Genomic DNA, 21,779 nt, shown 5'->3' on the forward strand with positions numbered 1-21,779 from the left:
GCGGGGGGTCTCAGACCTGGGCGCCCGTGCGGCGCGAGCGGCGGTAGAGGAGCGCGCCGCCGAGCAGCATCGCGGCGGCGGCCGGGGCGGCGTAGCCGACGACGTCCGAGCCGGTGCTGGCGAGCTCGACGGAGTCGCCCTGCGGACCGGGCGCGGGGGCGGGGGCCGGGACCTCGGCCTCGTCGTCGACCGGGGCGGGCAGCGGCTTCGGCTCCTCCTTCACCGGCGGCTTCGGCTCCTCGACGGGCGCCTCGGGCTCGCCGGGACCGTTGACGGCGGTGTTGCCGATGGCCGGGTTGCCGATGCCGACGACGTTGACGGAGTTGCCGCTCACGTTGACGGGGAGGTCGATCGGCAGCTGGAGGCCGTTGCCGGAGAGCACGCCGGGCGAGCCCTCCGCGATCCCCTCGGCGGTGGCTCCGCCGCCGTTGGACGAGCCGCCCTGGTGGGAACCGCTCCCGTGGGAGCCGCCGCCGGGGTGGCCGCCGCTGCGCGGGGTTCCGGGCTGGTCCTTGTGGTTGCGGCCGCCGCCCTCGGCGTCCGAGCCGTACCCCTCGGACGCGCTCGTGTTGGCGCAGCGGTTGCCCGCGGCCGGGTTGAGCAGTCCGACGACGTTGACGGTGTTCCCGCAGACGTTGACCGGGACGTGCACCGGCAGCTGCAGCGTGTTGCCGGAGCCGACGCCCGGCGAACCGACCGCGGCGCCCTGTGCGCCGGAGTCGGCGTGCGCTGCGCCCGCCGAGAGCGCGAGCGCGCCACCCGTGACCATCAATGTGGCCAGACCACTTCGGCGAATCTGCCTCATGGCTTCCTGCCTTCTGGAGGTGTTCACGGGCATTCGCCCGTACCGCAATTAACGCGATCCTGGCGAGGCCGGATCAGGCCGTTGGCGGGTTTCACTCCATCGAGTGGGATTGACCTCGAACGGACGGGGTAAACGCTGCCGTTCGAACGACAAGCGACACGCAGCCCCGAAGGGGGCGACCGGTGGTCAGCGGCCCAGCAGGTCGGTGAGTGCTCCGACCGGGTCGGCGTCGGGGGTGCCGCGCGGCCACCAGTCCTCGCGGTCGGCGTCCGACTCGTAGCCGTACCAGAGTCCGTCGCGGCCGAAGCGGAGTTGGAGCGAGCGGGTCGACAGGTGGTTGCGCCAGGGGCGGAAGGCCGGGAGGTCGGCGGCGAGCAGGGCGGGTCGGGCCCGGTCGAAGGGGCCGGCGGGCGGGTCCCAGGGCTCTTCGAGGACGGTGAGTCCGGCGAGGCCGCCCTGCCGCCAGGCGGCGACGGCGCGGGCCAGGTCGGTGGGGGTGCGGTCGAGGGCGTGCGCGAGGTCGCGGTAGAGCGCGCGAGTGGAGGCGGTGAGTCCGGAGCCGGGGTGGGCGGCGGCCAGCCGGACGGCGTCCTGCCAGGGGGTGAGCGCGGCGACGGGGTCGTGGCCGGTGGCGAGAAAGGCGTGGGCGCGGGCGGCGGCCTCCGACGCGAGCAGGTCCAGGGCGAGGGGGTCGGGGGCGTGCGGGTCCGGCGGGTAGACGGGCGGGCGGCCGGGCTGGGCGGGCAGGGGGAACGGCGGCGGCAGCGAGGGCAGGGCGTGGCCCGTCAGCGGGGCGAGGGCGGTGCGGGCCGGAACGGTCGCCATGGGCGGGGCGGTCGCGCTCTTCTCGGCGGCGGAGCGGGCCGCGTTGCGGTGGGTGAGGGCGGCCAGGATCTCCTGCTCGCCGCGCCCCCGCATCAGGAAGAGGACGAAGGGGTCCTCGTCGAGGAGCCGGGCCGACTGGTAGCAGAGGGCGGCGGCGTGCTTGCAGGGGAAACCGTCGTCCGGGCAGGAGCAGTCGGGGACGAGATCGCCGGGCGCGGGCAGCAACCCGGTGACGGCCTCCAGGGCGTGCGGAACGTCCTTGTCGAGCAGGGCGGCGATGTGGTCGGGGCGGGCGGCGACCTCGTCCAGGAACCGCTCCCAGCCGTCGTCGCCGAGCGTCCGCAGACGGATCTCGGTGCGGTACGGGCGGGGGCGGGTGCCGTGGACGTACGCGATGACCCGGCCGGGCGTGACCGTGATCGCGTCGACGTGGCCGCGCCCCGCGTACGCCTTGCCCCGGGCCAGCCGTGCCGGGTCGAGGGCGGTGTCCTCCAGGGCGTCCACCCAGGCGTTGCCCCACCAGGTGGCGGCGAACCGGCCGTCCGGTGCCTCGCGCGGGGCGAGGGCGGGGAACGTACGGCGCAGGTCGTCGTGGCGCGGGCCCCCGAACCTCCCGGCACCGGATCCGGCCCCTGCCCTTGCCCCGGTTCCGGGGCGGGCCGCGACGGGGCGCGGCGAGGCGCCGGAGCGGCGGTTCATGACGGCCTCCTCAGGGACACGAGGTCGGCCAGCTCGCGGTCGGTCAGTTCGGTCAGCGCGGCCTCTCCGGAGCCGAGGACGGCGTCGGCCAGGGCGCGTTTGGCGCGGAGCATCTCGGCGATGGTGTCCTCCACCGTGCCCTCGGCGATCAGCCGGTGGACCTGCACCGGCTGGGTCTGGCCGATCCGGTACGCGCGGTCGGTGGCCTGCTCCTCGACGGCCGGGTTCCACCAGCGGTCGAAGTGGACGACGTGCCCCGCCCTGGTGAGGTTGAGGCCGGTGCCGGCCGCCTTCAGCGACAGTAGGAAGACGGGCACGTCACCGGATTGGAAGCGGTCGACCATGCGCTCGCGCTCGGCCACGGGCGTTCCGCCGTGGAGCAGTTGGGCCGGGATCGCCCGGGCGGCCAGGTGGTCGGCGAGCAGCCGGGCCATGGAGACGTACTGGGTGAAGACGAGCACGGAGCCGCCCTCGGCCAGGATCGTGTCCAGGAGCTCGTCGAGCAGGGCGAGTTTGCCGGAGCGGCCGGCGAGCCTGGCGGTGCCGCCGCCCTTGGCCGTCTGCTCCTTGAGGTACTGCGCGGGGTGGTTGCAGATCTGCTTGAGCGAGGTGAGCAGCTTCATGACGAGCCCGCGGCGGGCGATGCCCTCGGCGCCCTCGATCTGCGCCATGGTCTCCCGGACCACGGCCTCGTAGAGCGAGACCTGCTCGCGGGTGAGGGCCACGGGGTGGTCGGACTCGGTCTTCGGTGGCAGTTCGGGGACGATGCCGGGGTCGGACTTGCGGCGGCGCAGCAGGAAGGGCCTGACCATGCGGGCGAGGCGGTCGACGGCCTCCTGGTGCTCGATCTCCTCGTTGTTCTCGACGGCGCGCGCGTGGCGGGAGCGGAAGGCCTTGAGGGGGCCGAGGAGGCCGGGGGTGGTCCAGTCGAGCAGGGCCCACAGCTCGGAGAGGTTGTTCTCCACGGGCGTGCCGGTGAGGGCGACGCGGGCGGCCGTGGGGATGGTCCGCAGCGCCTTGGCGGTGGCGGAGAAGGGGTTCTTGACGTGCTGGGCCTCGTCGGCGACGACCATCCCCCACTCCTGTTCTGCCAGGTGGGGGGCGCTGGTGCGGAGCGTGCCGTAGGTGGTGAGGACGAAGCCGGCGAGGCCGGAGTCCGGGGCGAGTCCGTCGAGGGAGCGGTCGGCGCCGTGGAAGCGGCGCACGGGGACGCCGGGGGCGAAGCGCTTGATCTCCCGCTGCCAGTTGCCCAGCAGGGAGGCGGGGCAGACGACGAGGGTGGGAGCGCGGCGGGCCCGGCGCAGGTGGAGGGCGATGAGGGTGACGGTCTTGCCGAGTCCCATGTCGTCGGCGAGGCAGCCGCCGAGTCCGAGCGAGGTCATCAGATCGAGCCAGGCCAGTCCGCGCAGTTGGTAGTCGCGCAGGGTGGCGTCGAGCCCGGCGGGTGCCTCGATCTCCTCGGGGCCGGCGACGAGCCGGTCCCGGAGCGTCGCGAGGGCGCCGACGGGCACGGCGCGGACGGTCTCGCCGTCGACCTCTGCAGTGCCGCTGAGGGCGACCGCGAGGGCGTCGACGGGCTCCAGCAGGCCGAGTTCGCGCTTGCGGGCCTTGCGGACCAGGTCGGGGTCGACGACCACCCACTGGTCGCGCAGCCGCACGATGGGCCGGTGGGACTCGGCGAGCGCGTCCATCTCGCGCTCGGTGAGCGGGTCGCCGTCGAGCGCCAGCTGCCAGTTGAAGCGGAGCAGTTCCTCGCTGTCGAAGAACGCCGTGCCGTCGGTGGCGGAGCCCGGGGCGGCGAGGGGCGGGCGGACGACGGCGGAGGCGCTGAGCGAGCGGGCCAGTTCGCGGGGCCAGTGGACGGCGACCCCGGCGTCGGCGAGGCGGGCGGCGGCGGGGCCGAGCAGCTCGTACAGCTCGTCCTCGGTGACGGCGAGGACATCGGGGACGTCGCGCTCCAGGAGCCTGCCGAGCGGTGGCCAGACGCGGGCCGCGCGGCGCAGCGCGAGGACGGCGTCGATCCGGGCACGCGGCCCGAAGAGCTCGTCGCCGTCGCCCGCCCAGAGGGCCGCGGCGTCGATGACGAGGGTGGGGTCGGCCAGGCTGTGGACCTGGAGCAGGGCCGCGGCGGCCTGCCGCTCGTCGCCGCCCTCCTCGGCGATGTCGAAGAGCTCGTACCCGGCGAGGTCGAGGCGGAGCGAGACCCGGACTCCGGCGTCCATGCCGGCGGCGGCCTCGGCCGCCCAGGCACGCGCGCGGGGCAGGTGCTGGGCGGCGCGCGCGGCGAAGGGTGCCCCGGCCGCGTGGGCGGCGGCGGGGGTACGGGGCAGGGTGTCGGCGACCGCGTCGAGGAAGGCGCGCACCAGCGCCTCCGGCTCGGGCAGCTGGAGCGGGCTGCGGCCGGGCACGGGCACCGCGTGGGCTTCCTGGGGCATGGCGGCGGCGACGGCCCGCAGATGCGCGATGTCGTCGGCGTCCAGCGGCCCCGCCCGCCAGGCGTCGAGGTCGTCGGCGGTGAGCCCCGGCAGCAGCCGGCCCCTGGCGGCCAGGTGCAGGGCGTGCAGGGCGGCGGCACCCCAGCAGGCCGCCGCGGGGTGGGCGCCCGGCCGGTGGCGGGCGGCGACCAGCTCCGGGAGCGCCTCGGCGACGCCGAGGGCCATGGCGGGGACCGTACGGCTGCGGACTCCGGCGCCGTGTCGTCGTACGACGGTGAGCTCGGTCGGCTCGGCGCCCGCGACGACGGGCAGCGGACCGCCGTCCGGGGACCAGAAGGCGACCCGCCCCTCCCGGGGCAGCGCGGCCGGGAGGAAGACGGCGGCGCAGGTCTGCGCGCTGTGCTGGGTCACGGTCCCGCTCACCTCCCGTTCCTCGACGGATTCCGACTGGATCTCCGACCTTACGGGTGGGGTCTGACAACGGGCCCTCGCGCCGCTTCGCCCGGGCGGCCCAGCACCGGATGACAGCCCGGGCGGCAGGCGGCAGGGTGACGGGGAACAGGGCTTCTGCCGCCTTCGCCCGACAGACGAGGACCCGCCATGTCCGTACACCGGCGTCTCGGCACCGCCGCCGGGGCCGCGCTCCTGACGCTCGCCGTCGCGGGCTGTTCCGGCCTCGGCCGCACCGCGGTGGGCCCCGTGACCTACGAGACCGAGCGCGAGGTCGTGATCTCCGTGACGAGCCCGTCGGTGAAGGGCTGCCACCGCCTTGCGCCGTCCGGCGTGACGGCGATCGAGAACGGCACGCTCATCGACCTCAAGGCGTACCGGAACCGGAACTGCCAGGGCGACTACATCTACGTGGCCACCAACACGAGCAACAGGATCGCGCCGGACACCCTCCCCTGGCGCAGCTACAGCTTCGTCCACTAGCGACGCCCCGACATGGAGCCCGGCCCGGTCCTTCTCCCGCCCCTTCTCCTGCCCCTTCTCAGCGGGGCGTGGGGCGGGCCCTGACCCAGGTGCCGTCGTCCGTCAGATAGGCGTCCACGGCGAGCCCGGCCTCGCCCAGATACCGTTCGAAGTCCTCCTTGCTCAGGGGGCGCGAACGGAAGGTCTGGGTCCAGCGCAGGTCCGGGAAGACGTACTCGGCGACGACCGAGTTGACGCCGTCGCCGACCGGGTCCGCCGAGAGGATCCGTACCGTGCAGCCGCTCGGGTCCCGGCGTTCGCGCGGCACGTCCCGGTGCCAATACTCGCCCTCACGCTGGATCAGGACGCAGCCGTCGTCCCGCACATGATCTCTGCAGGTCTCAAGGAGCGCCTGGCGCTCGCTGTGCTCGGCCGTGTGCACGAGGTACGAGGCGAGCGTCACCACGTCGAACCGCCGTGCCAGGTCGAGCGATTCGATCGGGCTGCGCACCGTCTCGGCGCCCGGTACGCGCTCCCGTACCGCGTCGAGCATCTCCTCCGACTCGTCCACCGCCGTCACGGCGAAGCCACGCTCGACCAGGGGTCGCGTCACCCGCCCCGCTCCACAGCCCAGTTCGAGCAGCGAAGCGCCCGGTGGCACGGCCGACTCGATCACATCGGGCTCGATCCCGACCCCCAGACGCAGATACACGTCGACGGCGCAGCCGTCCGGGGTGATGGCTCCGGGCCCTGTCCCTTGGTGTCCCTCACGCATCCGTACGCTCATGCACGGGAGAACGAAGGCGCCCGGAGGGCCGTTCCCTCCGGCGCTCCGAAGGGCCGCACACCCCTCGTTCGAGTGATGTTCGCCCGCGCGCGCCGGGGGTAGACCCTCCGGCCGGGGGTAGACCCTCTGTAGGAGATGCGACCGCCATGCGTACGGGCAGTGAGCCGGCGACCGCACGCAGTGCGCTGCGGTTGCGGTTCTGGCTGAGTCTGTGGGGTCTGCTCTGGGCGGCCTTCGGTACGACCGTGTTCGCCCTGGTCGGCAGGCCGGGGTGGGCGGTGGCCTGCGGCGTGCTGTTCCTGGTGGCGGCTGTCGACATGTCGATGGTGCTGCACCACCTGCGTCAGGGGCCGCACTGGCAGCCCGGACGCGACATCCCACCGTACGAGCCGGACCACGGCGGCACGGGCCGCCGCTGAGAGTCGGCCGACGATCCCCTCGCCGCCGGGACCTCGACGCCGAGCCGAGCCGCTTCGGAGTGCCGAGCCTCCTCGGAGAGCCGAGCCGTCAGCCTTCCACGTCGAAGCGGGCCGCCTGGAGGTACTCGGGCTTGGGGTCGAGCGCGGCCGCGAGCCGGAAGTGCCGGGTGGCCTGGTCGGGCCGGCCCGAGCGCTGGAAGGTGCGGGCCAGGGCGAAGTGCGCGAACGCGTTGTCCGGCTCGCGCTCCAGGACCAGCTCGAACTCCAGCTCCGCGGGACGCAGTTGCGCGGCGGCGAAGAAGGCGCGGGCGCGCAGCAGCCGCGCCGCGGTGTTCTCGGGGTGGGCGGCGATCACCGAGTCGAGCAGTTTCACGGCACCGCGGGGGTCCCGCGCGGCCAGCAGGTGCTCGGCTGCGCGGAAGTCGATGACGTGGGTCTCGGGGTTCCTCTCGGCCACGGTGGCATCCTTCCCTTTGCTCCGGCGGTTCAACATCGGGTGCTGCGGGGCTATTCCGCGCCTGCGCGTTCCCTACCCAGCCGGAGGCACGGCCGATCGGCGCGGACGCCCCCGCTTTGGGCCGGGTTACCGCTTCCCTTCGGCCGCCCGCCGGGTCAACTGCTCCCAGACCGCGCGCACCTGGGGTTCCAGCGCTTCCAGCGGCCCGTCGTTGTCGATGAGGAGGTCGGCGATCGCCCGGCGCTGCTCGCGCGTGGCCTGGGCCGCCATCCGGGCGCGCGCCTCGGACTCGGCCATGCCCCGCAGCCGCACCAGCCGGTCGAGCTGGGTCTCGGCGGAGGCGTCCACGACCACGACCAGGTCGTAGAGGGGCGCGAGGGCGTTCTCGGTGAGGAGGGGGACGTCGTGGACGACGACGTCGTCCGGTCCCGCCGCACTCTCCAGTTCGGCGGAGCGGGCGCCGACGAGAGGATGGACGATCCCGTTCAGGGTGGCCAGGCGGTCGGCGTCCGCGAAGACGATGGAGCCGAGCTTCGGCCGGTCCAGCGTGCCCTGCTCGGTCAGGATCTCCGGCCCGAACGCCGCCACGACGGCAGCGAGCCCGGGGGTCCCGGGCTCGACGACCTCGCGCGCGATCTTGTCGGCGTCGATCAGCACGGCCCCGTACGAGACGAGGAGCCGCGACACAGCACTCTTGCCGGCGCCGATACCGCCGGTCAGGCCCACCTTCAGCATGAGCGGCAGCCTATGACCCCCGGTCCGGCCGCTACGCGTCGCCCTCCCGCTCGGCGAGGAAGCGCTCGAACTCGCGGCCCAGTTCGTCCGCCGACGGCAGATCGACGGGCTCCGCGACCAGGCTGCCCCTGGTCTCGGCGCCGGCGACCGCGTCGTACTGGTGCTCGAGGCCCTGGACCAGGGCCGTCAGCTCGTCGTCGCCCTCGCCGATCTGGCGCTCGATCTCGGTCTGGGTGCGCCGCGCCTCGGTGCGCAGCGTGTGGGCGACCCCGGGCAGGACGAGACCGGTGGCGGCCGTGATGGCTTCCAGCGCGGTCAGCGCGGCGTCGGGGTACGAGGACCGGGCGACGTAGTGCGGGACGTGCGCGGCGACGCCGAGGGTGTCGTGGCCGGACTCGGTGAGCCTGAACTCGACGAGCGATTCGGCGCTGCCGGGCACCTGGGCCTCGTCGAAGGGGCTCTTGTGGCCCGGCATGAGGTCCGTGCGGTTGCCGTGCGGGGTGAGGCCGACGGGGCGGGTGTGCGGGACGCCCATCGGGATGCCGTGGAAGTTGACCGAGAGCCGTACGCCGAGGCGTTCGACGATCTGGCGGACGGCGACGGCGAAGCGCTCCCACTCCACGTCCGGCTCGGGGCCGGAGAGCAGCAGGAAGGGCGCGCCGGTGGCGTCCTGGACGAGGCGGACCTCGATGGCGGGCGTTTCGTACGCCGTCCAGCGGTCGCGCCGGAAGGTGAGCAGCGGTCGACGGGCTCGGTAGTCGACGAGCCGGTCGTGGTCGAAGCGGGCCACCACCTGGTGGGGCAGCGTGTCGAGCAGTCGGTCGACGATCTGCTCGCCGGCCTCACCTGCGTCGATGTAGCCGTCGAAGTGGTAGAGCATGACCAACCCGGCCGACTCCTGCGCCAGGGCCACGTCCACCACGGCCAGGCCCTTCTGGTCCCATTCGTACAAATCCTGGGGATCAAGCACGATTACCGCTCCTCCTCGCGTTCCTAGGAAAGAACGCTCACCGGCCCACGAGCATTCCCCGAGTCCCGGCTTTCGTGAGCGGAGTGTCAGCGCGCGAGCACGCGCACGCGCCCCCCGGCGTGATCACGGGGGCGTACCGGGAAACGACTGAGGCCCGCTCCCCCGAAGGGGAGCGGGCCTCAGTCGTTGGCTAGCTAGTGCCTAGCAGGACCGGAGCTGATTCAGCTCTGGCCGCCGGCCAGCTTCTCGCGCAGGGCAGCCAGGGCCTCGTCCGACGCCAGGGCGCCGGAGTTGTCGTCCGACTCCGAGGAGTACGAACCACCGGAGACGCCCGCCGGGGCACCGGCCGGAGCGGCGGTGCCACCCTCGGCAGCGGCGGCCTCGTCGGCCTCGCGGGACTTGATGACCTGAGCCTGGTGCTGCTCGAAGCGCTGCTGCGCCTCGGCGTACTGGCCCTCCCAAGCCTCACGCTGGGTCTCGAAGCCCTCGAGCCAGTCGTTGGTCTCGGGGTCGAAGCCCTCGGGGTAGATGTAGTTGCCCTGGTCGTCGTAGGACGCGGCCATGCCGTACAGGGTCGGGTCGAACTCGACCGACGCCGGGTCGGCACCGAAGGACTCGTTGGCCTGCTTCAGGGACAGCGAGATCCGGCGACGCTCGAGGTCGATGTCGATGACCTTGACGAAGATCTCGTCGTTGACCTGGACGACCTGCTCCGGGATCTCCACGTGGCGCTCGGCCAGCTCGGAGATGTGGACCAGACCCTCGATGCCCTCGTCCACGCGGACGAACGCACCGAACGGAACCAGCTTGGTGACCTTGCCCGGGACGACCTGACCGATCTGGTGCGTGCGGGCGAACTGCTGCCACGGGTCTTCCTGCGTCGCCTTCAGCGACAGGGAGACACGCTCGCGGTCCATGTCCACGTCGAGAACCTCGACGGTGACTTCCTGGCCGACCTCGACAACCTCGGACGGGTGGTCGATGTGCTTCCAGGACAGCTCGGAGACGTGCACGAGACCGTCGACGCCACCGAGGTCCACGAACGCACCGAAGTTGACGATCGAGGAGACGACGCCGGAGCGGACCTGGCCCTTCTGCAGGGTCGTGAGGAAGGTCTGACGGACCTCGCTCTGGGTCTGCTCCAGCCAGGCACGGCGGGACAGGACCACGTTGTTGCGGTTCTTGTCCAGCTCGATGATCTTGGCCTCGAGCTCCTTGCCCACGTAGGGCTGGAGGTCGCGGACACGGCGCATCTCGACGAGGGAAGCCGGCAGGAAGCCACGGAGGCCGATGTCGAGGATGAGTCCACCCTTGACGACCTCGATGACGGTACCGGTGACGATGCCGTCCTCTTCCTTGATCTTCTCGATGGTGCCCCAGGCGCGCTCGTACTGGGCGCGCTTCTTCGAGAGGATCAGGCGGCCTTCCTTGTCCTCCTTCTGGAGAACAAGGGCTTCGATCTCGTCGCCGACCTTGACGACCTCGTTCGGGTCGACGTCGTGCTTGATCGAGAGCTCGCGGCTCGGGATGACACCTTCGGTCTTGTAACCGATGTCGAGCAGGACCTCGTCCCGGTCGACCTTCACGATGACGCCGTCGACGATGTCGCCGTCGTTGAAGTACTTGATCGTCTCGTCGATCGCGGCGAGGAAGGCTTCCTCGTTACCGATGTCGTTGACCGCAACCTGCGGGGTGGTGCTGGTGGCGGTGGTCTCGGTGCTGCTCGTCATGTGGGAAAGGGCTCCGGTTACGGACAGAAAGTCGTAGGTACTGCTACGCCGAGAGCCCGTATCGCACCGAAGAAGCCGGACAGCCTAGGAAGCGCCGTTCCCTATGAAGGGGGGCGCCTCGTGAGCCGAGGGGACATACAACCGTGCGAGCGCGGCCTGCTCCGTCTGAGGCGCGCAGGCCCGCAGCGCAACCTTTAGCATACGGGGGCAGCCGGGAAGGGTCAATGCGCGAAGCGCGCAGGCGGGGCGGATCACCACATACCCGGCACAACTCGATTCTCCCCAGGCCATCATGGCCTCGGGGTCCGCACGGCGACGCTGTGCGCAAACTACAACGACGGGCGAGATGAACCAAGAGCACGGACACGAAGTCGACCCCGTGAACAAGGCCGCCAAGGCCGAAGGGGCCGACGGGGCGGATGGGGCCGACGAAGCGGAGGCGACCCGCCGTGCCGCCGGGGACTCCGAGAGCAGCCGGGCGAGCCGGGGCTGGTGGGACCGGAACGCCGACGAGTACCAGAGCGAGCACGGGGCCTTCCTCGGGGACGACCGGTTCGTCTGGGGACCGGAGGGGCTCGACGAGGCCGAGGCGGGACTGCTCGGACCGGCCGAGGAGCTGAAGGGGCTCGACGTCCTGGAGATCGGCGCGGGGGCGGCGCAGTGTTCGCGCTGGCTGGCCGCCCGGGGCGCGCGGCCGGTGGCCCTGGACCTCTCGCACCGCCAGCTCCAGCACGCGCTGCGTATCGGCGGGGACGTGCCGCTGATCGAGGCGGACGCGGGCGCGCTGCCGTTCCGCGACGGCTCCTTCGACCTGGCGTGTTCGGCGTACGGCGCGGTGCCGTTCGTCTCGGACCCGGTGAAGGTGTTCCGCGAGGTGCGCCGGGTGCTGCGGCCGGGCGGCCGGTGGGTGTTCTCGGTGACGCACCCGATCCGCTGGGCCTTCCCCGACGAGCCGGGCCCCGAGGGCCTGTCGATCGCCGCCTCCTACTTCGACCGCACTCCTTATGTAGAGCAGGACGAGCAGGGCCGGGCGGTCTACGTCGAGCACCACCGGACGATCGGCGACCGGGTACGGGACGTGGTGGCCGGCGGCTTCCGGCTGATCGACCTCGTCGAGCCGGAGTGGCCGGCGTGGAACAGCCAGGAGTGGGGCGGCTGGTCCCCGCTGCGGGGGAACCTGATCCCGGGCACGGCGATCTTCGTGTGCGAGCGGGACGGATAGCCCGGACCGATGGCCCGAGCGCCAGCCCGGGACGGACGGCCGCCCAGTACGGACGGCCGCGGTGATCCGGATAGTCACATGAACGGACAGGGCCTGTGGACAGCCGGGCCCGCCGTCGGCGGTGACGTACGAGACTGAGTGCGTGATCCGAAACGACGCACTCGACCGTCTCCCCGTCCGCCATGCCGTCCCCGAGCTGCTGACCGCGCTCGAGGAGCGCGGCACGGCGGTGCTGTACGCGCCTCCCGGCACCGGCAAGACCACGCTGGTGCCGCTCGCGCTCGCGGGACTCATAGGGGACGGACCCCGGCGGCGGGTGCTGGTGGCCGAGCCGCGCCGGATGGCGGTGCGGGCGGCCGCCCGGCGGATGGCGTGGCTGCTGGGCCAGGAGGTCGGCGAGGCCGTCGGCTTCTCGGTGCGCGGCGAGCGCCGGACCGGTCCCGCGACCCGCGTCGAGGTGGTGACGACGGGCATCCTCCTCCAGCGCCTCCAGCGTGATCCGGAGCTGGCGGGCGTGGACGTGGTGCTGCTCGACGAGTGCCACGAGCGTCATCTCGACGCGGACACGGCGATGGCGTTCCTGGTGGACGTCCGGGCGACGCTGCGGCCGGAGCTGAAGCTGATCGCCGCGTCGGCGACGAGCGACGCCGAGGCCTGGGCGCGACTCCTCACGGTCCTTGACGGCAGCGGCCCGGCGCCCATCGTGTGGGGGAAGGGCGAGGGGCACGGGTACCACGTGCACTTCGCCGCGCCGCCCGCCGGGATCAGGCCCTCCCACGGCACCTGGGTGGATCCAGCCCTCCTGCGCCATGTCGCGGCGACGGTCCGGCTGGCCTGCGAGCGGCACGCGGGCGACGTCCTCTGCTTCCTGCCCGGTACGGGGGAGATCGCGCGGACGGCGGGGATGCTGGCCGGCCTGGACGCGGAGGTCCTCCAGTTGCACGGGCGGGCCCCGGCCGCGGTGCAGGACGCGGTCCTGAAGGGGGCGGAGCCCGGCGGGCGGCGCAGGGTGATCCTCGCGACCTCCGTGGCGGAGTCGAGCCTGACGGTCCCGGGGGTGCGGATCGTCGTGGACTCGGGCCTGGCCAGGGAGCCGCGGATGGACCACGCCCGGGGCCTCGGCTCGCTGGCGACGGTGCCGGTGTCGATCGCGAGCGCGACCCAGCGCTCGGGCCGCTCCGGGCGGGAGTCCTTCGGTGCCGTCTACCGCTGCTGGGCGGAGGCGGACGACGGGCGCCGGGCCCGCTTCCCCTCCCCCGAGATCCAGATCGCCGACCTGGCCTCGTTCGCCCTGCGGGCGGCGTGCTGGGGCGACCCTTCGGCGGAGGGCCTCGCCCTCTTGGACGCACCGCCGGCCGGGGCGCTGACGGCGGCCCGTTCCGTCCTGACGGCGATCGGCGCGGTCGACGAGAAGGGCCGGGCGACGGGGAGGGGCGTACGGATGTCCCGGCTCGGGGTGCACCCCCGGCTGGCCCGGGCTCTCCTGGACGGCGCGCCCGAGGTCGGCGCGCGACGGGCGGCCGAGGTGGTCGCCCTGCTGAGCGAGGAGCCGCCCCGGGAGTACGGGGACGACCTGGCCGCCGCCTGGCGCGCCGCGCGGCGGGGCGCCGACGGGTACGGGGCGCGCTGGAAGGCGGAGGCACGGCGCCTCGAACGGGCGGCGGGCGAGGAGGGCGCCGGAGGCCGGGGGGCCGAAGAGCGGGGTGCCGGGGGCCGGGGCGCCGTAGAGCGAGGTGGCGAAGGCCGGGGTGCCGCAGACCAGGGTGCCGGGGGCCGGGGTGCCGCAGAGCGGGGTGCCGAAGGCCGGGGTGCCGGACGCCTGGCCGGGGGCGGTGTCCTGGCCGGGGGCGGGGAGGACGTGGTGGCCGGGCTTGTGACGGCGTACGCGTTTCCGGAGCGGGTGGCGCGGGCGCGGGAGGGGAGCGGGTTCCTGATGGTGTCGGGGACGGGTGCCGAGCTCGCCGAGGGCTCGGGGCTCGGGCGGGCGCCCTGGCTGGCCGTCGCCGTGGCGGACCGGACCGCGCGGAGCGCCACGGCCCGCGTGCGACTGGCGGCCGTGGTGGACGAGGACGTCGCCCGGGCGGCCGCCGGGCATCTGCTCGCCTCGGGCGAGGAGGTGCACTGGGAGGACGGGGACGTCGTCGCCCGGTCGGTGTCCCGGCTGGGCGCCGTCGAGCTGGCCGCCCGTCCGCTCAGGGACACGGCCGACCCCGCGCTCGTCCGGGCGGCGCTCCTGGACGGGCTGGGGCGGGAGGGGCTCGGGCTGTTGCGGTGGAGCCGCGAGGCGCAGGAGCTGAGACAGCGGCTCGGCTTCCTCCACCGCGTGCTCGGTGATCCGTGGCCGGAGGTCTCGGAGGAGGCACTGCTGGACCGCGCGGACGAGTGGCTGGAGCCCGAGCTGTCCCGGGCCCGGCGGCGTGCCGACCTCGGTCGGATCGACGCCGGGCAGGGGCTCACGCGGCTGCTGCCCTGGGCGACGGGCGAGGCGGGGCGGCTCGACGAGCTGGCGCCCGAGCGGATCGAGGTGCCCAGCGGGTCGCGGATACGGGTGGACTACAGCGGCGAACAGCCGGTCCTCGCGGTGAAGTTGCAGGAGATGTTCGGGCTTGCCGAGACACCGAGGGTGGCGGCCGGGACGCCGGTCGTGGTGCATCTCCTGTCCCCCGCCGGGCGGCCGGCCGCCGTCACCGCCGACCTCGCCTCGTTCTGGCGCGACGGTTACCGGGCGGTGCGGGCGGAGCTGCGCGGGCGCTATCCGAAGCATCCGTGGCCGGAGGACCCGGCCGGGGCGGCGCCGACGCGGCACACCAGCGCGCGGCTCAGGAGGGAGCGGTAGCGGGGCCGTCCGGGGCGGGGCGCCGGCCGCGCGCCTCCAGCCAGAGGGAGAGCGCGAGCAGAAGGAGGGAGAGGGTGAGGAAGGTCCAGGGCAGATAGGAGGTGACGAGCAGGATGACGGTCCGGTTGGAGTCGACCAGCTCGACGGTGTCGCGGATGTAGTCCTCGCGCATCTTCACGTGGCCGGAGAACGCGGTGACCTTCCAGTCGGTCTTGTCGTTGCGGAGCTCCTCCTCGTGGATCTCCTCGCCGTTGACCGGGGCGCCGGTGACGGGGTCGACCCAGAACATCCGCTTGGTCGTGTACCAGATGGACATGCCCGACTGGCTGATCATCTCGGGGGTTATGCCCTTGACCGGCATCGTCTTCGGCATGGGGACCTTGGTCCAGGGGATGGTCTGCTCGAAGTAGTAGACCTCCATGCCGCGGAAGGTGCGGGTGCCCTTGTAGTGGATGGGGGAGGTGGTGCGGGAGCGGGCGTCGAAGTACTGGTAGTCCCGCTTCTCGGTGAGGAAGGGCCACTTGAACTCGATGCCCTCGCGCCGGACGGCGTCGCCGTCGACCGTCGCGCCGGTGGCGTTGACCGGGTCCTGGGTGTGGGCGTCGAAGACGTACCGCTCGGGGATCTGGGAGACCATCTTGCCGTCGGGGCCGGTGATGTAGGTGAGGGCGTCCCAGACGACGACGTCGCGGCCGGCGGAGCGTTCGATCCGCTTCGACTCCTCCACGTTGCCCTTGAGGGTCTGGATGATGGTGAGTTTCTCGACCTTCTTGGCCGTGAGGGTCGAGTAGTCGACGAGGGTCGCGGGCTTCGCCTCCAGGACGATCTCCTGGTACTGGTTCGGCGGGATCTTCGCCACGCGTGGGAAGACGTACCAGCGGAGGGTGGGGGCCATCGCGGCGAAGAAGACCGCGAAGGCGAGCAGGACGAGGCTGGCTCGGCGGCGCATGGACGGAGCTCCTCCTACTTCTTGGGGCCGGGGTCGGCGGTGAGGAGGGGCTTGGGCGAGGTTGGCCCGTCGGGCGGCAGGTCGACCACGGAGACGAGGAGGATGACGAGGAGGACTGGGACCAGCCCGATGGCGGCGGCTACGAGGGCGCGCATGGTCGGCCTCCCGGGTGCTCGATCTGATGCGGCGTCAGGGCGGGGGCACCGTAGCAACGCGGGCCCGAGATGAGAACACGTTGCACTCAAACGCAGAGCGCCGCCTCCTCGTCCGGGGTGGACGGGAGGGCGGCGGACCGACTGACCGTGCGGCGTGGCGCCTGTTCGGGGGCGCCTGCCGGGCGGTACCTCAGGACGTAGGCGAGGAGGACGGGGTCGGCGTCGGGTCGGGCTCCGGGGTCGGGGCGGTGACCTTGAGCTCGATGGTCACGGAGCCGCCACCGGGCGCCGTGAGCCGGAGCAGGAAGGTGCCGGCCTGGTCGTCGGCGAAGACGTCGGGGAGGGTGACGAGTCCGAAGGCGTCCGTCTTCAGGCCTGTGAGGGTGCGGACGGGGTTGCCGTCGGCGTCCTTGAAGTACGGGCCCTTGCTGTTCTGCTGCGGGTCCTCCGCCGAGTTGATCATGGTGGCGGTCAGGCCCACCGAGGAGGCGACGGCGCCGTCGAGGGTGGCCTTCACCAGGATGCGGTCGGCGAACCGGCCGCCCGTGGTGGCGGTCAGCTCCGTGGCGTCGGCGCGGACCAGCGCGTCGGCCTGCCGCTCGGTGACGGTCGCGGAGAACGAGACGGACGCGGTGTTGCGGCCAACGGCCGTGGCCCGGACCGTGAAGGTGCCCGTCTGCTCGCCTGCCCGGACGTTCGGCGCGACGGCCCGGCCGTTGAGGCCGGTGAGGACAGTGACGCTCTTCGCCACGCCACCGAGGTTGGCGTCGGTGGAGCCGACGATCTCGAAGCGCACGCCCACTCCGGCGACGGGCTTGCCCGCGGCGTCCAGCGCCTCGACCGTCGGTCGCTCGGCGAAGACGCTGCCGACGGTGGCCGTCAGGGTGCCGGTGCCGGCGTCCTTGAGCGTGGCGACCTTCGGGGTGGTCGGCGGGGTGACGGGCGGTGTGACCGGCGGAGTGGTGCCGGGCTTCGTCGGGTTCGGCTTCGGCGTGGTCGGGCCGGGCGACGGGGTGACGGGCGCAGTCGGCGTGGGCTTCGACGAGGGGCCGGTGCTCGGGGTGTCGCTGCGGTCGACGGGCAGCACGCCCGTGCCGTCCGGGACCTGGTGGGTGCCGCGCTTGTAGTACTCGAACCAGGAGAGCACCGTGCGCAGGTACTCGGTCGAGCGGTTGTAGCTGAGGATCGCCCGGTCCAGGTCCGCCTTGACCGCGAGGTCGCGGTTGTTGGCGCACAGGTACATACCGGCGGCCTGGGCGGCGTCGTAGATGTTGTTGGGGTCCTTGCGGCCGTCGCCGTTGGCGTCCTGACCCCAGGTCGCCCAGGTGGAGGGGATGAACTGCATCGGGCCGACGGCACGGTCGTGCGTCGTGTCGCCGTCGAAGGCGCCGTTGTCGGTGTCCGAGATGTTGGCGAAGCCGACACCGTTGAGCTTCGGGCCGAGGATCGGCGAGAGGGTCGTGCCGTTGGCGTCGACCCGACCGCCGCGCGCCTGTCCGGACTCGACCTTGCCTATGCCGGCGAGCAGCTGCCACGGAAGGTTGCACGTGGGGTCGCTGGACCGGATCGACTGCTCGGCCCGCTTGTAGGCGGCGAGCACGGACGCGGGTATGCCGGCCTCCGCGGGGCCGGTGATGATCGGCAGGTCTATGGAAGTGCCGGGCTTGTTCGGCGTGTTCAGCGGAGGCAGGTCGGTGTAGTACGGCGAGTCGCCGGTGGCCGAACCGTCGGGCGGGGTCGGCGTCGCGTCACCGGCGCCGACCGGCCGGTCCCCGGCCGCGCTGTCCGAGGGCGGCGGCACCACGCCGGGCGCCTGCGAGGCGGCCAGCGCCGCCACCGCCGCCGCTACGACGGCACCGCTCGTGGCTCCCCTGCGAAGACGGCGGCCGAATTGCGCTGCCATACGTATTCCCTCCCCCTCGACTGCACCCGCGCTCCCCGCGCATGGCCTCAGGAGACCCTATGACACCGACCGGCGCCGGGACACCGCGCCCTGACCGTGTTTCACGCTTTCGTCACCTCTTGGTCGCCCACGATCCGGGCGGAGATCGCTCCCGCATACTGGCGTGACCGCCGACCGCCGACGTGAAGGACGTCCGGGGCCGGCGCGGACACGAGGGGGAAGTTCCGATGCCGTTCACGCTCAGCCATGCCGCCGCGGTGCTGCCGGGCATCCGCCGCGACGGCACCGGACGCGGACCGCTGATCGCCTCCGCGCTCGTGGCAGGGTCGTTCTCGCCCGACATGACCTATTTCGCGGCGACCGCGGTGCCGGGCGCGATGCTCTTCGGGAGCGTCACGCACTCCCCCGTGGGGATCCTGACGGTCGATCTGCTGATCAGCGCCGCGCTGGTGGCCGTGTGGCTGATGGTGCGTGAGCCGCTGGTGGCCCTGCTGCCGGCCCGACGGCAGAGCCGGGTGTACGGCTTCGTCCGGGGCGGCTCCTGGCGCGGCCGGCCGGTCCTGCCGCTGGCTACCTGGTTCTGTCTGTCGGCGGCGCTCGGCGCCTCGACGCACGTGGTGTGGGACTCCTTCACGCATCTCGACCGCTGGGGCACCCGCGCGCTCCCGTTCCTCGGCGAGATCATCGCCGGTTTCCCGGTCTATCTGTACTTCCAGTACGGAGGGTCGGCCCTGGCGCTCGTGCTGCTGGTGTGGTTCACGGTACGGGCGCTGCGGGCCGCGCCCGGCGGGGCGACGCCGCCCGCCGAGGTGCCGGTCCTGACCCGCCGGGGCCGCTGGCTGGCCGGCGGGCTCGTCGGCGCGTGCGTCCTGGCCGGGATCGTGCACCGGTGCCTGCGCTGGTACACGTACTGGGGGCGGATCGAGACGCCCCTGGACATCATTCCGACGGCCTGCTTCGGCGGCGGCGCGGGGCTCGCCGTCGGCCTGCTGCTGTACGGGGCGGGGATGCGGCTGCGCGGAGCGCGCCCGCGTCCGGCGGCGCCCCATGAGGCAGCGGGTCGTGAGCCGGAGCGCTCCCGTCCGGGATCTCGCTGATCGCGCTGGTCCGCTCGGCGCAAGCGCCGGCGCGCCCGCTCACGGCCCCGGCGGCGCGCCGGGGGCCGTGAGCGATCCGGTCCGTCAGTGGGCCGCCGACTCCCAGTCCTCGCCCACGCCGACCGAGACGTCGAGCGGGGCCCGCAGCGAGGCGGCCGCGGACATCTGCTCGCGGACCAGGGACTCGACCTTCTTCCGCTCGCCCGGGGCCACTTCGAGGACGATTTCGTCGTGGACCTGGAGCAGCATGCGGGAGGCGAGACCCGCCTCGGTCAGTGCACGGTCCACCTTCAGCATCGCGACCTTCACGATGTCCGCCGCCGTGCCCTGGATCGGAGCGTTCAGCGCCATCCGCTCGGCGGCCTCACGGCGCTGACGGTTGTCGCTGTTCAGATCCGGGAGGTACCGGCGGCGGCCCAGCATCGTCTCCGTGTACCCCGTGGCGCGCGCCTCGTCGACGACGCGGCGCAGATAGTCCCGTACCCCGCCGAAGCGCTCGAAGTAGGTGTCCATCAGGGCCCGGGCCTCGCCCGCCTCGATGTTCAGCTGCTGGGAGAGGCCGAAGGCCGACAGGCCGTACGCCAGGCCGTACGACATGGCCTTGATCTTGCGCCGCATCTCCGCGTCGACGGCGGACCGCTCGACGCCGAAGACCTGCGAGGCGACCGTGGTGTGCAGGTCCTCACCCGAGGCGAACGCCTCGATGAGGCCCTCGTCCTCGGAGAGGTGGGCCATGACCCGAAGCTCGATCTGGCTGTAGTCCGCCGTCATCAGGGACTCGAAGCCCTCGCCCACGACGAAGCCGTGCCGGATCGCCCGGCCCTCGTCGGTGCGCACCGGCACGTTCTGCAGGTTCGGGTCGGTGGAGGAGAGCCGGCCGGTGGCGGCCACGGTCTGGCTGAAGGTGGTGTGGATGCGGCCGTCGGCGGCGATCGTCTTGATCAGGCCCTCGACCGTGGACCGCAGCCGCGCCTGCTCACGGTGACGGAGCATGATCACCGGCAGGTCGTGCTCGGTCTGCCCGGCCAGCCAGGCCAGCGCGTCGGCGTCCGTGGTGTAGCCGGTCTTGGTCTTCTTCGTCTTCGGCAGGTTCAGCTCGCCGAAGAACACCTCCTGGAGCTGCTTGGGCGAGCCGAGGTTGAACTCGTGCCCGACCGAGGCGTGCGCCTCCTTCACGGCCTGCTGCACCGCGCCGGCGAACTGCTGCTCCATGGCCTCCAGATGGGCCCGGTCGGCGGCGATGCCGTGCCGCTCCAGGCGGGCCAGAAGCTCGGACGTCGGCAGCTCCACCTCGTGCAGCAGCTCGCGGGCACCGACCTCGCCGAGCTTCTCCTCGAAGGCGCCACCGAGGTCGAGGACGGCCCGGGCCTGCGTCATCAGGGCGTCGGCCTCCGCCGAGTCGTCGGCGCCGAACGCGAGCTGGCCGTCGGCGGCGGACGCCGGGGCGAGCTCACGGCCGAGGTACTCCAGGGAGAGCGCGTCGAGCGCGAAGGAGCGGCGGCCCGGCTTGACGAGGTAGGCGGCGAGCGCGGTGTCCATGGCGACACCGGCGACGCTCCAGCCGTGCTCGGGGAAGACCCGCATCACGCCCTTGGCGTTGTGCAGCACCTTGGGCCGCTCCGGGTCCGCGATCCAGGCGGCGAAGGCCTGCTCGTCGGCCTCGTCGAGCTCGGTCGTGTCGAACCAGGCGGCGGCGCCGTCGCCGGCCGCCAGCGCGATCTCGCCGACGTTCCCCGTGCCCAGCGCCCAGCTGTCGACCGTGGCCACGCCCAGCGGCTTCGTGCCGTGCTCGGCCAGCCAGGGGGCGAGCTCACCCGCGCCGAGGACCGAGCCGTCCAGCTCCACACCGGCGGCGGGCGCCGGGGCCTGCTCCTCGGCGGCGCCCGGGTCGACGGCGAGCAGCCGCTCGCGCAGCGAAGGGTTACGGATCTCCAGCGTGTCGAGGACCATCGCGACGGCCGTGCGGTCGTACGGAACGCGCTCCAGGTCCTGGACCGTGCTGGGCAGCTCGACGTCCCGCACCATCTCCGTCAGGACGCGGTTGAGCTTGACCGCATCCAGGTGGTCCCGGAAGTTCTGCCCGGCCTTGCCCTTGATCTCCTCGGCGCGTTCGACCAGCTCCGCGAACGAACCGAACTGGTTGATCCACTTCGCCGCGGTCTTCTCACCGACACCCGGGATGCCCGGCAGATTGTCCGACGGGTCGCCGCGCAGCGCGGCGAAGTCCGGGTACTGCTGCGGCGTGAGGCCGTACTTCTCCTCGACCTTCTCCGGGGTGAACCGGGTCAGCTCGGAGACGCCCTTCGTCGGGTACAGCACGGTCACGTGGTCCGTGATCAGCTGGAAGGAGTCCCGGTCGCCGGTGACGATCAGGACCTCGAAGCCGGCCGCCTCGGCCTGCGTCGCGAGCGTGGCGATGACGTCGTCGGCCTCGAAGCCGTCGATCGCGAACCGCGGCGCGCGCATCGCGTCGAGCAGCTCGCCGATCAGCTCCACCTGCCCCTTGAACTCGTCCGGGGTCTTGGAGCGGTTCGCCTTGTACTCCGGGAACTCCTGCGACCGCCAGGTCTTGCGGGACACGTCGAACGCGACGGCGAAGTGCGTGGGCGCCTCGTCGCGGAGCGTGTTCGCCAGCATCGACGCGAAGCCGTAGATGGCGTTCGTCGGCTGTCCGGTCGCGGTCGTGAAGTTCTCCGCGGGCAGCGCGAAGAACGCCCGGTACGCCAAGGAGTGCCCGTCCATGAGGAGCAGGCGCGGACGGGTTTCTTCGGTCTTCTTCGATGCTGTATCAGCCACGGACACGATCCTGCCACGGACCACTGACAATCCCGCCCACAGCAGCC

The 21,779-nt window shown here is 72.8% G+C and carries 17 protein-coding genes; 5 read left to right on the forward strand and 12 right to left on the reverse strand.

Annotated elements, in window-relative coordinates; all coding sequences use genetic code 11:
• Positions 1–10: 10 nt before the first annotated feature.
• The 3 genes from ACFWRO_RS27235 to ACFWRO_RS27245 all read right to left on the reverse strand — a co-directional run bounded on the left by ACFWRO_RS27235 (position 11) and on the right by ACFWRO_RS27245 (position 5,175).
• Positions 11–805 (reverse strand): chaplin, encoded by a 795-nt coding sequence (locus tag ACFWRO_RS27235; protein ID WP_384514173.1) that lies wholly within the window; start codon positions 803–805, stop codon positions 11–13.
• A gap of 186 nt (positions 806–991) precedes the next feature.
• Positions 992–2,329: an SWIM zinc finger family protein gene (locus ACFWRO_RS27240; RefSeq protein ID WP_384514175.1), complete on the reverse strand. Its 1,338-nt coding sequence runs from the start codon at positions 2,327–2,329 to the stop codon at positions 992–994.
• Positions 2,326–5,175, reverse strand: a complete 2,850-nt coding sequence (locus ACFWRO_RS27245) for a DEAD/DEAH box helicase (protein ID WP_384514176.1) — start codon at positions 5,173–5,175, stop codon at positions 2,326–2,328. Before ACFWRO_RS27245 ends, ACFWRO_RS27240 begins: the two co-directional genes overlap by 4 nt.
• A gap of 189 nt (positions 5,176–5,364) precedes the next feature.
• On the opposite strand from ACFWRO_RS27245, the gene ACFWRO_RS27250 reads away from it, so the two are divergent.
• Positions 5,365–5,697 carry a hypothetical protein gene (locus ACFWRO_RS27250; protein ID WP_384514178.1) on the forward strand — a complete coding sequence of 111 codons (333 nt, stop codon included), beginning with the start codon at positions 5,365–5,367 and terminating at the stop codon, positions 5,695–5,697.
• 58 nt (positions 5,698–5,755) lie between these two features.
• Here the strand turns inward: ACFWRO_RS27250 and ACFWRO_RS27255 are convergent, their stop codons facing one another.
• Positions 5,756–6,451, reverse strand: a complete 696-nt coding sequence (locus ACFWRO_RS27255; RefSeq protein ID WP_384514179.1) for a class I SAM-dependent methyltransferase — start codon at positions 6,449–6,451, stop codon at positions 5,756–5,758.
• A 158-nt stretch (positions 6,452–6,609) separates the two neighbouring features.
• Between ACFWRO_RS27255 and ACFWRO_RS27260 the strand changes: the two genes are divergently transcribed.
• Positions 6,610–6,882, forward strand: coding sequence for a DUF6343 family protein (locus ACFWRO_RS27260; RefSeq protein WP_384514181.1), 273 nt, complete (start codon positions 6,610–6,612; stop codon positions 6,880–6,882).
• An 88-nt stretch (positions 6,883–6,970) separates the two neighbouring features.
• Here the strand turns inward: ACFWRO_RS27260 and ACFWRO_RS27265 are convergent, their stop codons facing one another.
• The 4 genes from ACFWRO_RS27265 to rpsA all read right to left on the reverse strand — a co-directional run bounded on the left by ACFWRO_RS27265 (position 6,971) and on the right by rpsA (position 10,774).
• Positions 6,971–7,339: a tetratricopeptide repeat protein gene (locus tag ACFWRO_RS27265; protein ID WP_384514183.1), complete on the reverse strand. Its 369-nt coding sequence runs from the start codon at positions 7,337–7,339 to the stop codon at positions 6,971–6,973.
• Between the two features lie 126 nt (positions 7,340–7,465).
• Positions 7,466–8,074 (reverse strand): dephospho-CoA kinase, encoded by a 609-nt coding sequence (coaE, locus tag ACFWRO_RS27270; RefSeq protein WP_384514185.1) that lies wholly within the window; start codon positions 8,072–8,074, stop codon positions 7,466–7,468.
• 31 nt (positions 8,075–8,105) lie between these two features.
• Positions 8,106–9,044, reverse strand: coding sequence for a PAC2 family protein (locus ACFWRO_RS27275; protein ID WP_384514186.1), 939 nt, complete (start codon positions 9,042–9,044; stop codon positions 8,106–8,108).
• Between the two features lie 221 nt (positions 9,045–9,265).
• The gene (gene rpsA, locus ACFWRO_RS27280; protein WP_384514187.1) at positions 9,266–10,774 is read right to left on the reverse strand and encodes a 30S ribosomal protein S1; all 1,509 of its coding nucleotides are present in this window, start codon (positions 10,772–10,774) and stop codon (positions 9,266–9,268) included.
• A gap of 346 nt (positions 10,775–11,120) precedes the next feature.
• Between rpsA and ACFWRO_RS27285 the strand changes: the two genes are divergently transcribed.
• Positions 11,121–11,996 (forward strand): class I SAM-dependent methyltransferase, encoded by an 876-nt coding sequence (locus tag ACFWRO_RS27285; RefSeq protein WP_384514189.1) that lies wholly within the window; start codon positions 11,121–11,123, stop codon positions 11,994–11,996.
• Between the two features lie 142 nt (positions 11,997–12,138).
• On the forward strand, positions 12,139–14,832 hold the full coding sequence (locus ACFWRO_RS27290) for an ATP-dependent RNA helicase (protein ID WP_384514191.1): 2,694 nt from the start codon (positions 12,139–12,141) through the stop codon (positions 14,830–14,832).
• Here ACFWRO_RS27290 and ACFWRO_RS27295 read toward each other — a convergent pair.
• From ACFWRO_RS27295 to ACFWRO_RS27305, 3 genes are all read right to left on the reverse strand, one after another.
• Entirely contained in the window at positions 14,816–15,781 is a 966-nt protein-coding gene (locus tag ACFWRO_RS27295) for a DUF3068 domain-containing protein (protein ID WP_384514192.1), read from the reverse strand. The genes ACFWRO_RS27290 and ACFWRO_RS27295 overlap by 17 nt on opposite strands.
• 14 nt (positions 15,782–15,795) lie before the next feature.
• On the reverse strand, positions 15,796–15,936 hold the full coding sequence (locus ACFWRO_RS27300) for an SPW_0924 family protein (RefSeq protein WP_355111251.1): 141 nt from the start codon (positions 15,934–15,936) through the stop codon (positions 15,796–15,798).
• Positions 15,937–16,126: 190 nt separating this feature from the next.
• Entirely contained in the window at positions 16,127–17,839 is a 1,713-nt protein-coding gene (locus ACFWRO_RS27305; RefSeq protein ID WP_384514194.1) for a lytic murein transglycosylase, read from the reverse strand.
• Positions 17,840–18,066: 227 nt separating this feature from the next.
• On the opposite strand from ACFWRO_RS27305, the gene ACFWRO_RS27310 reads away from it, so the two are divergent.
• Positions 18,067–18,936, forward strand: coding sequence for a DUF4184 family protein (locus ACFWRO_RS27310; protein ID WP_384514196.1), 870 nt, complete (start codon positions 18,067–18,069; stop codon positions 18,934–18,936).
• Between the two features lie 84 nt (positions 18,937–19,020).
• On the opposite strand, the gene polA is transcribed toward ACFWRO_RS27310, so the two are convergent.
• A complete protein-coding gene (gene polA, locus ACFWRO_RS27315; protein ID WP_384514198.1) occupies positions 19,021–21,732 on the reverse strand; it encodes a DNA polymerase I in 2,712 nt (903 codons plus the stop codon).
• Positions 21,733–21,779: the final 47 nt, after the last annotated feature.

This window comes from Streptomyces sp. NPDC058579, assembly GCF_042718575.1.
Taxonomy (GTDB): Bacteria; Actinomycetota; Actinomycetes; order Streptomycetales; family Streptomycetaceae; genus Streptomyces.

Excerpts from the sequence above, each read along its gene's own strand:
- ACFWRO_RS27235 (WP_384514173.1), bottom strand. The coding sequence starts at position 805 with ATGAGGCAGATTCGCCGAAGTGGTCTGGCCACATTGATGGTCACGGGT.
- ACFWRO_RS27240 (WP_384514175.1), bottom strand. The coding sequence starts at position 2,329 with ATGAACCGCCGCTCCGGCGCCTCGCCGCGCCCCGTCGCGGCCCGCCCC.
- ACFWRO_RS27250 (WP_384514178.1), top strand. The coding sequence starts at position 5,365 with ATGTCCGTACACCGGCGTCTCGGCACCGCCGCCGGGGCCGCGCTCCTG.
- ACFWRO_RS27255 (WP_384514179.1), bottom strand. The coding sequence starts at position 6,451 with ATGCGTGAGGGACACCAAGGGACAGGGCCCGGAGCCATCACCCCGGAC.
- ACFWRO_RS27260 (WP_384514181.1), top strand. The coding sequence starts at position 6,610 with ATGCGTACGGGCAGTGAGCCGGCGACCGCACGCAGTGCGCTGCGGTTG.
- coaE (WP_384514185.1), bottom strand. The coding sequence starts at position 8,074 with ATGCTGAAGGTGGGCCTGACCGGCGGTATCGGCGCCGGCAAGAGTGCT.
- rpsA (WP_384514187.1), bottom strand. The coding sequence starts at position 10,774 with ATGACGAGCAGCACCGAGACCACCGCCACCAGCACCACCCCGCAGGTT.
- ACFWRO_RS27285 (WP_384514189.1), top strand. The coding sequence starts at position 11,121 with ATGAACCAAGAGCACGGACACGAAGTCGACCCCGTGAACAAGGCCGCC.
- ACFWRO_RS27295 (WP_384514192.1), bottom strand. The coding sequence starts at position 15,781 with ATGCGCCGCCGAGCCAGCCTCGTCCTGCTCGCCTTCGCGGTCTTCTTC.
- ACFWRO_RS27300 (WP_355111251.1), bottom strand. The coding sequence starts at position 15,936 with ATGCGCGCCCTCGTAGCCGCCGCCATCGGGCTGGTCCCAGTCCTCCTC.
- ACFWRO_RS27305 (WP_384514194.1), bottom strand. The coding sequence starts at position 17,839 with ATGGCAGCGCAATTCGGCCGCCGTCTTCGCAGGGGAGCCACGAGCGGT.
- ACFWRO_RS27310 (WP_384514196.1), top strand. The coding sequence starts at position 18,067 with ATGCCGTTCACGCTCAGCCATGCCGCCGCGGTGCTGCCGGGCATCCGC.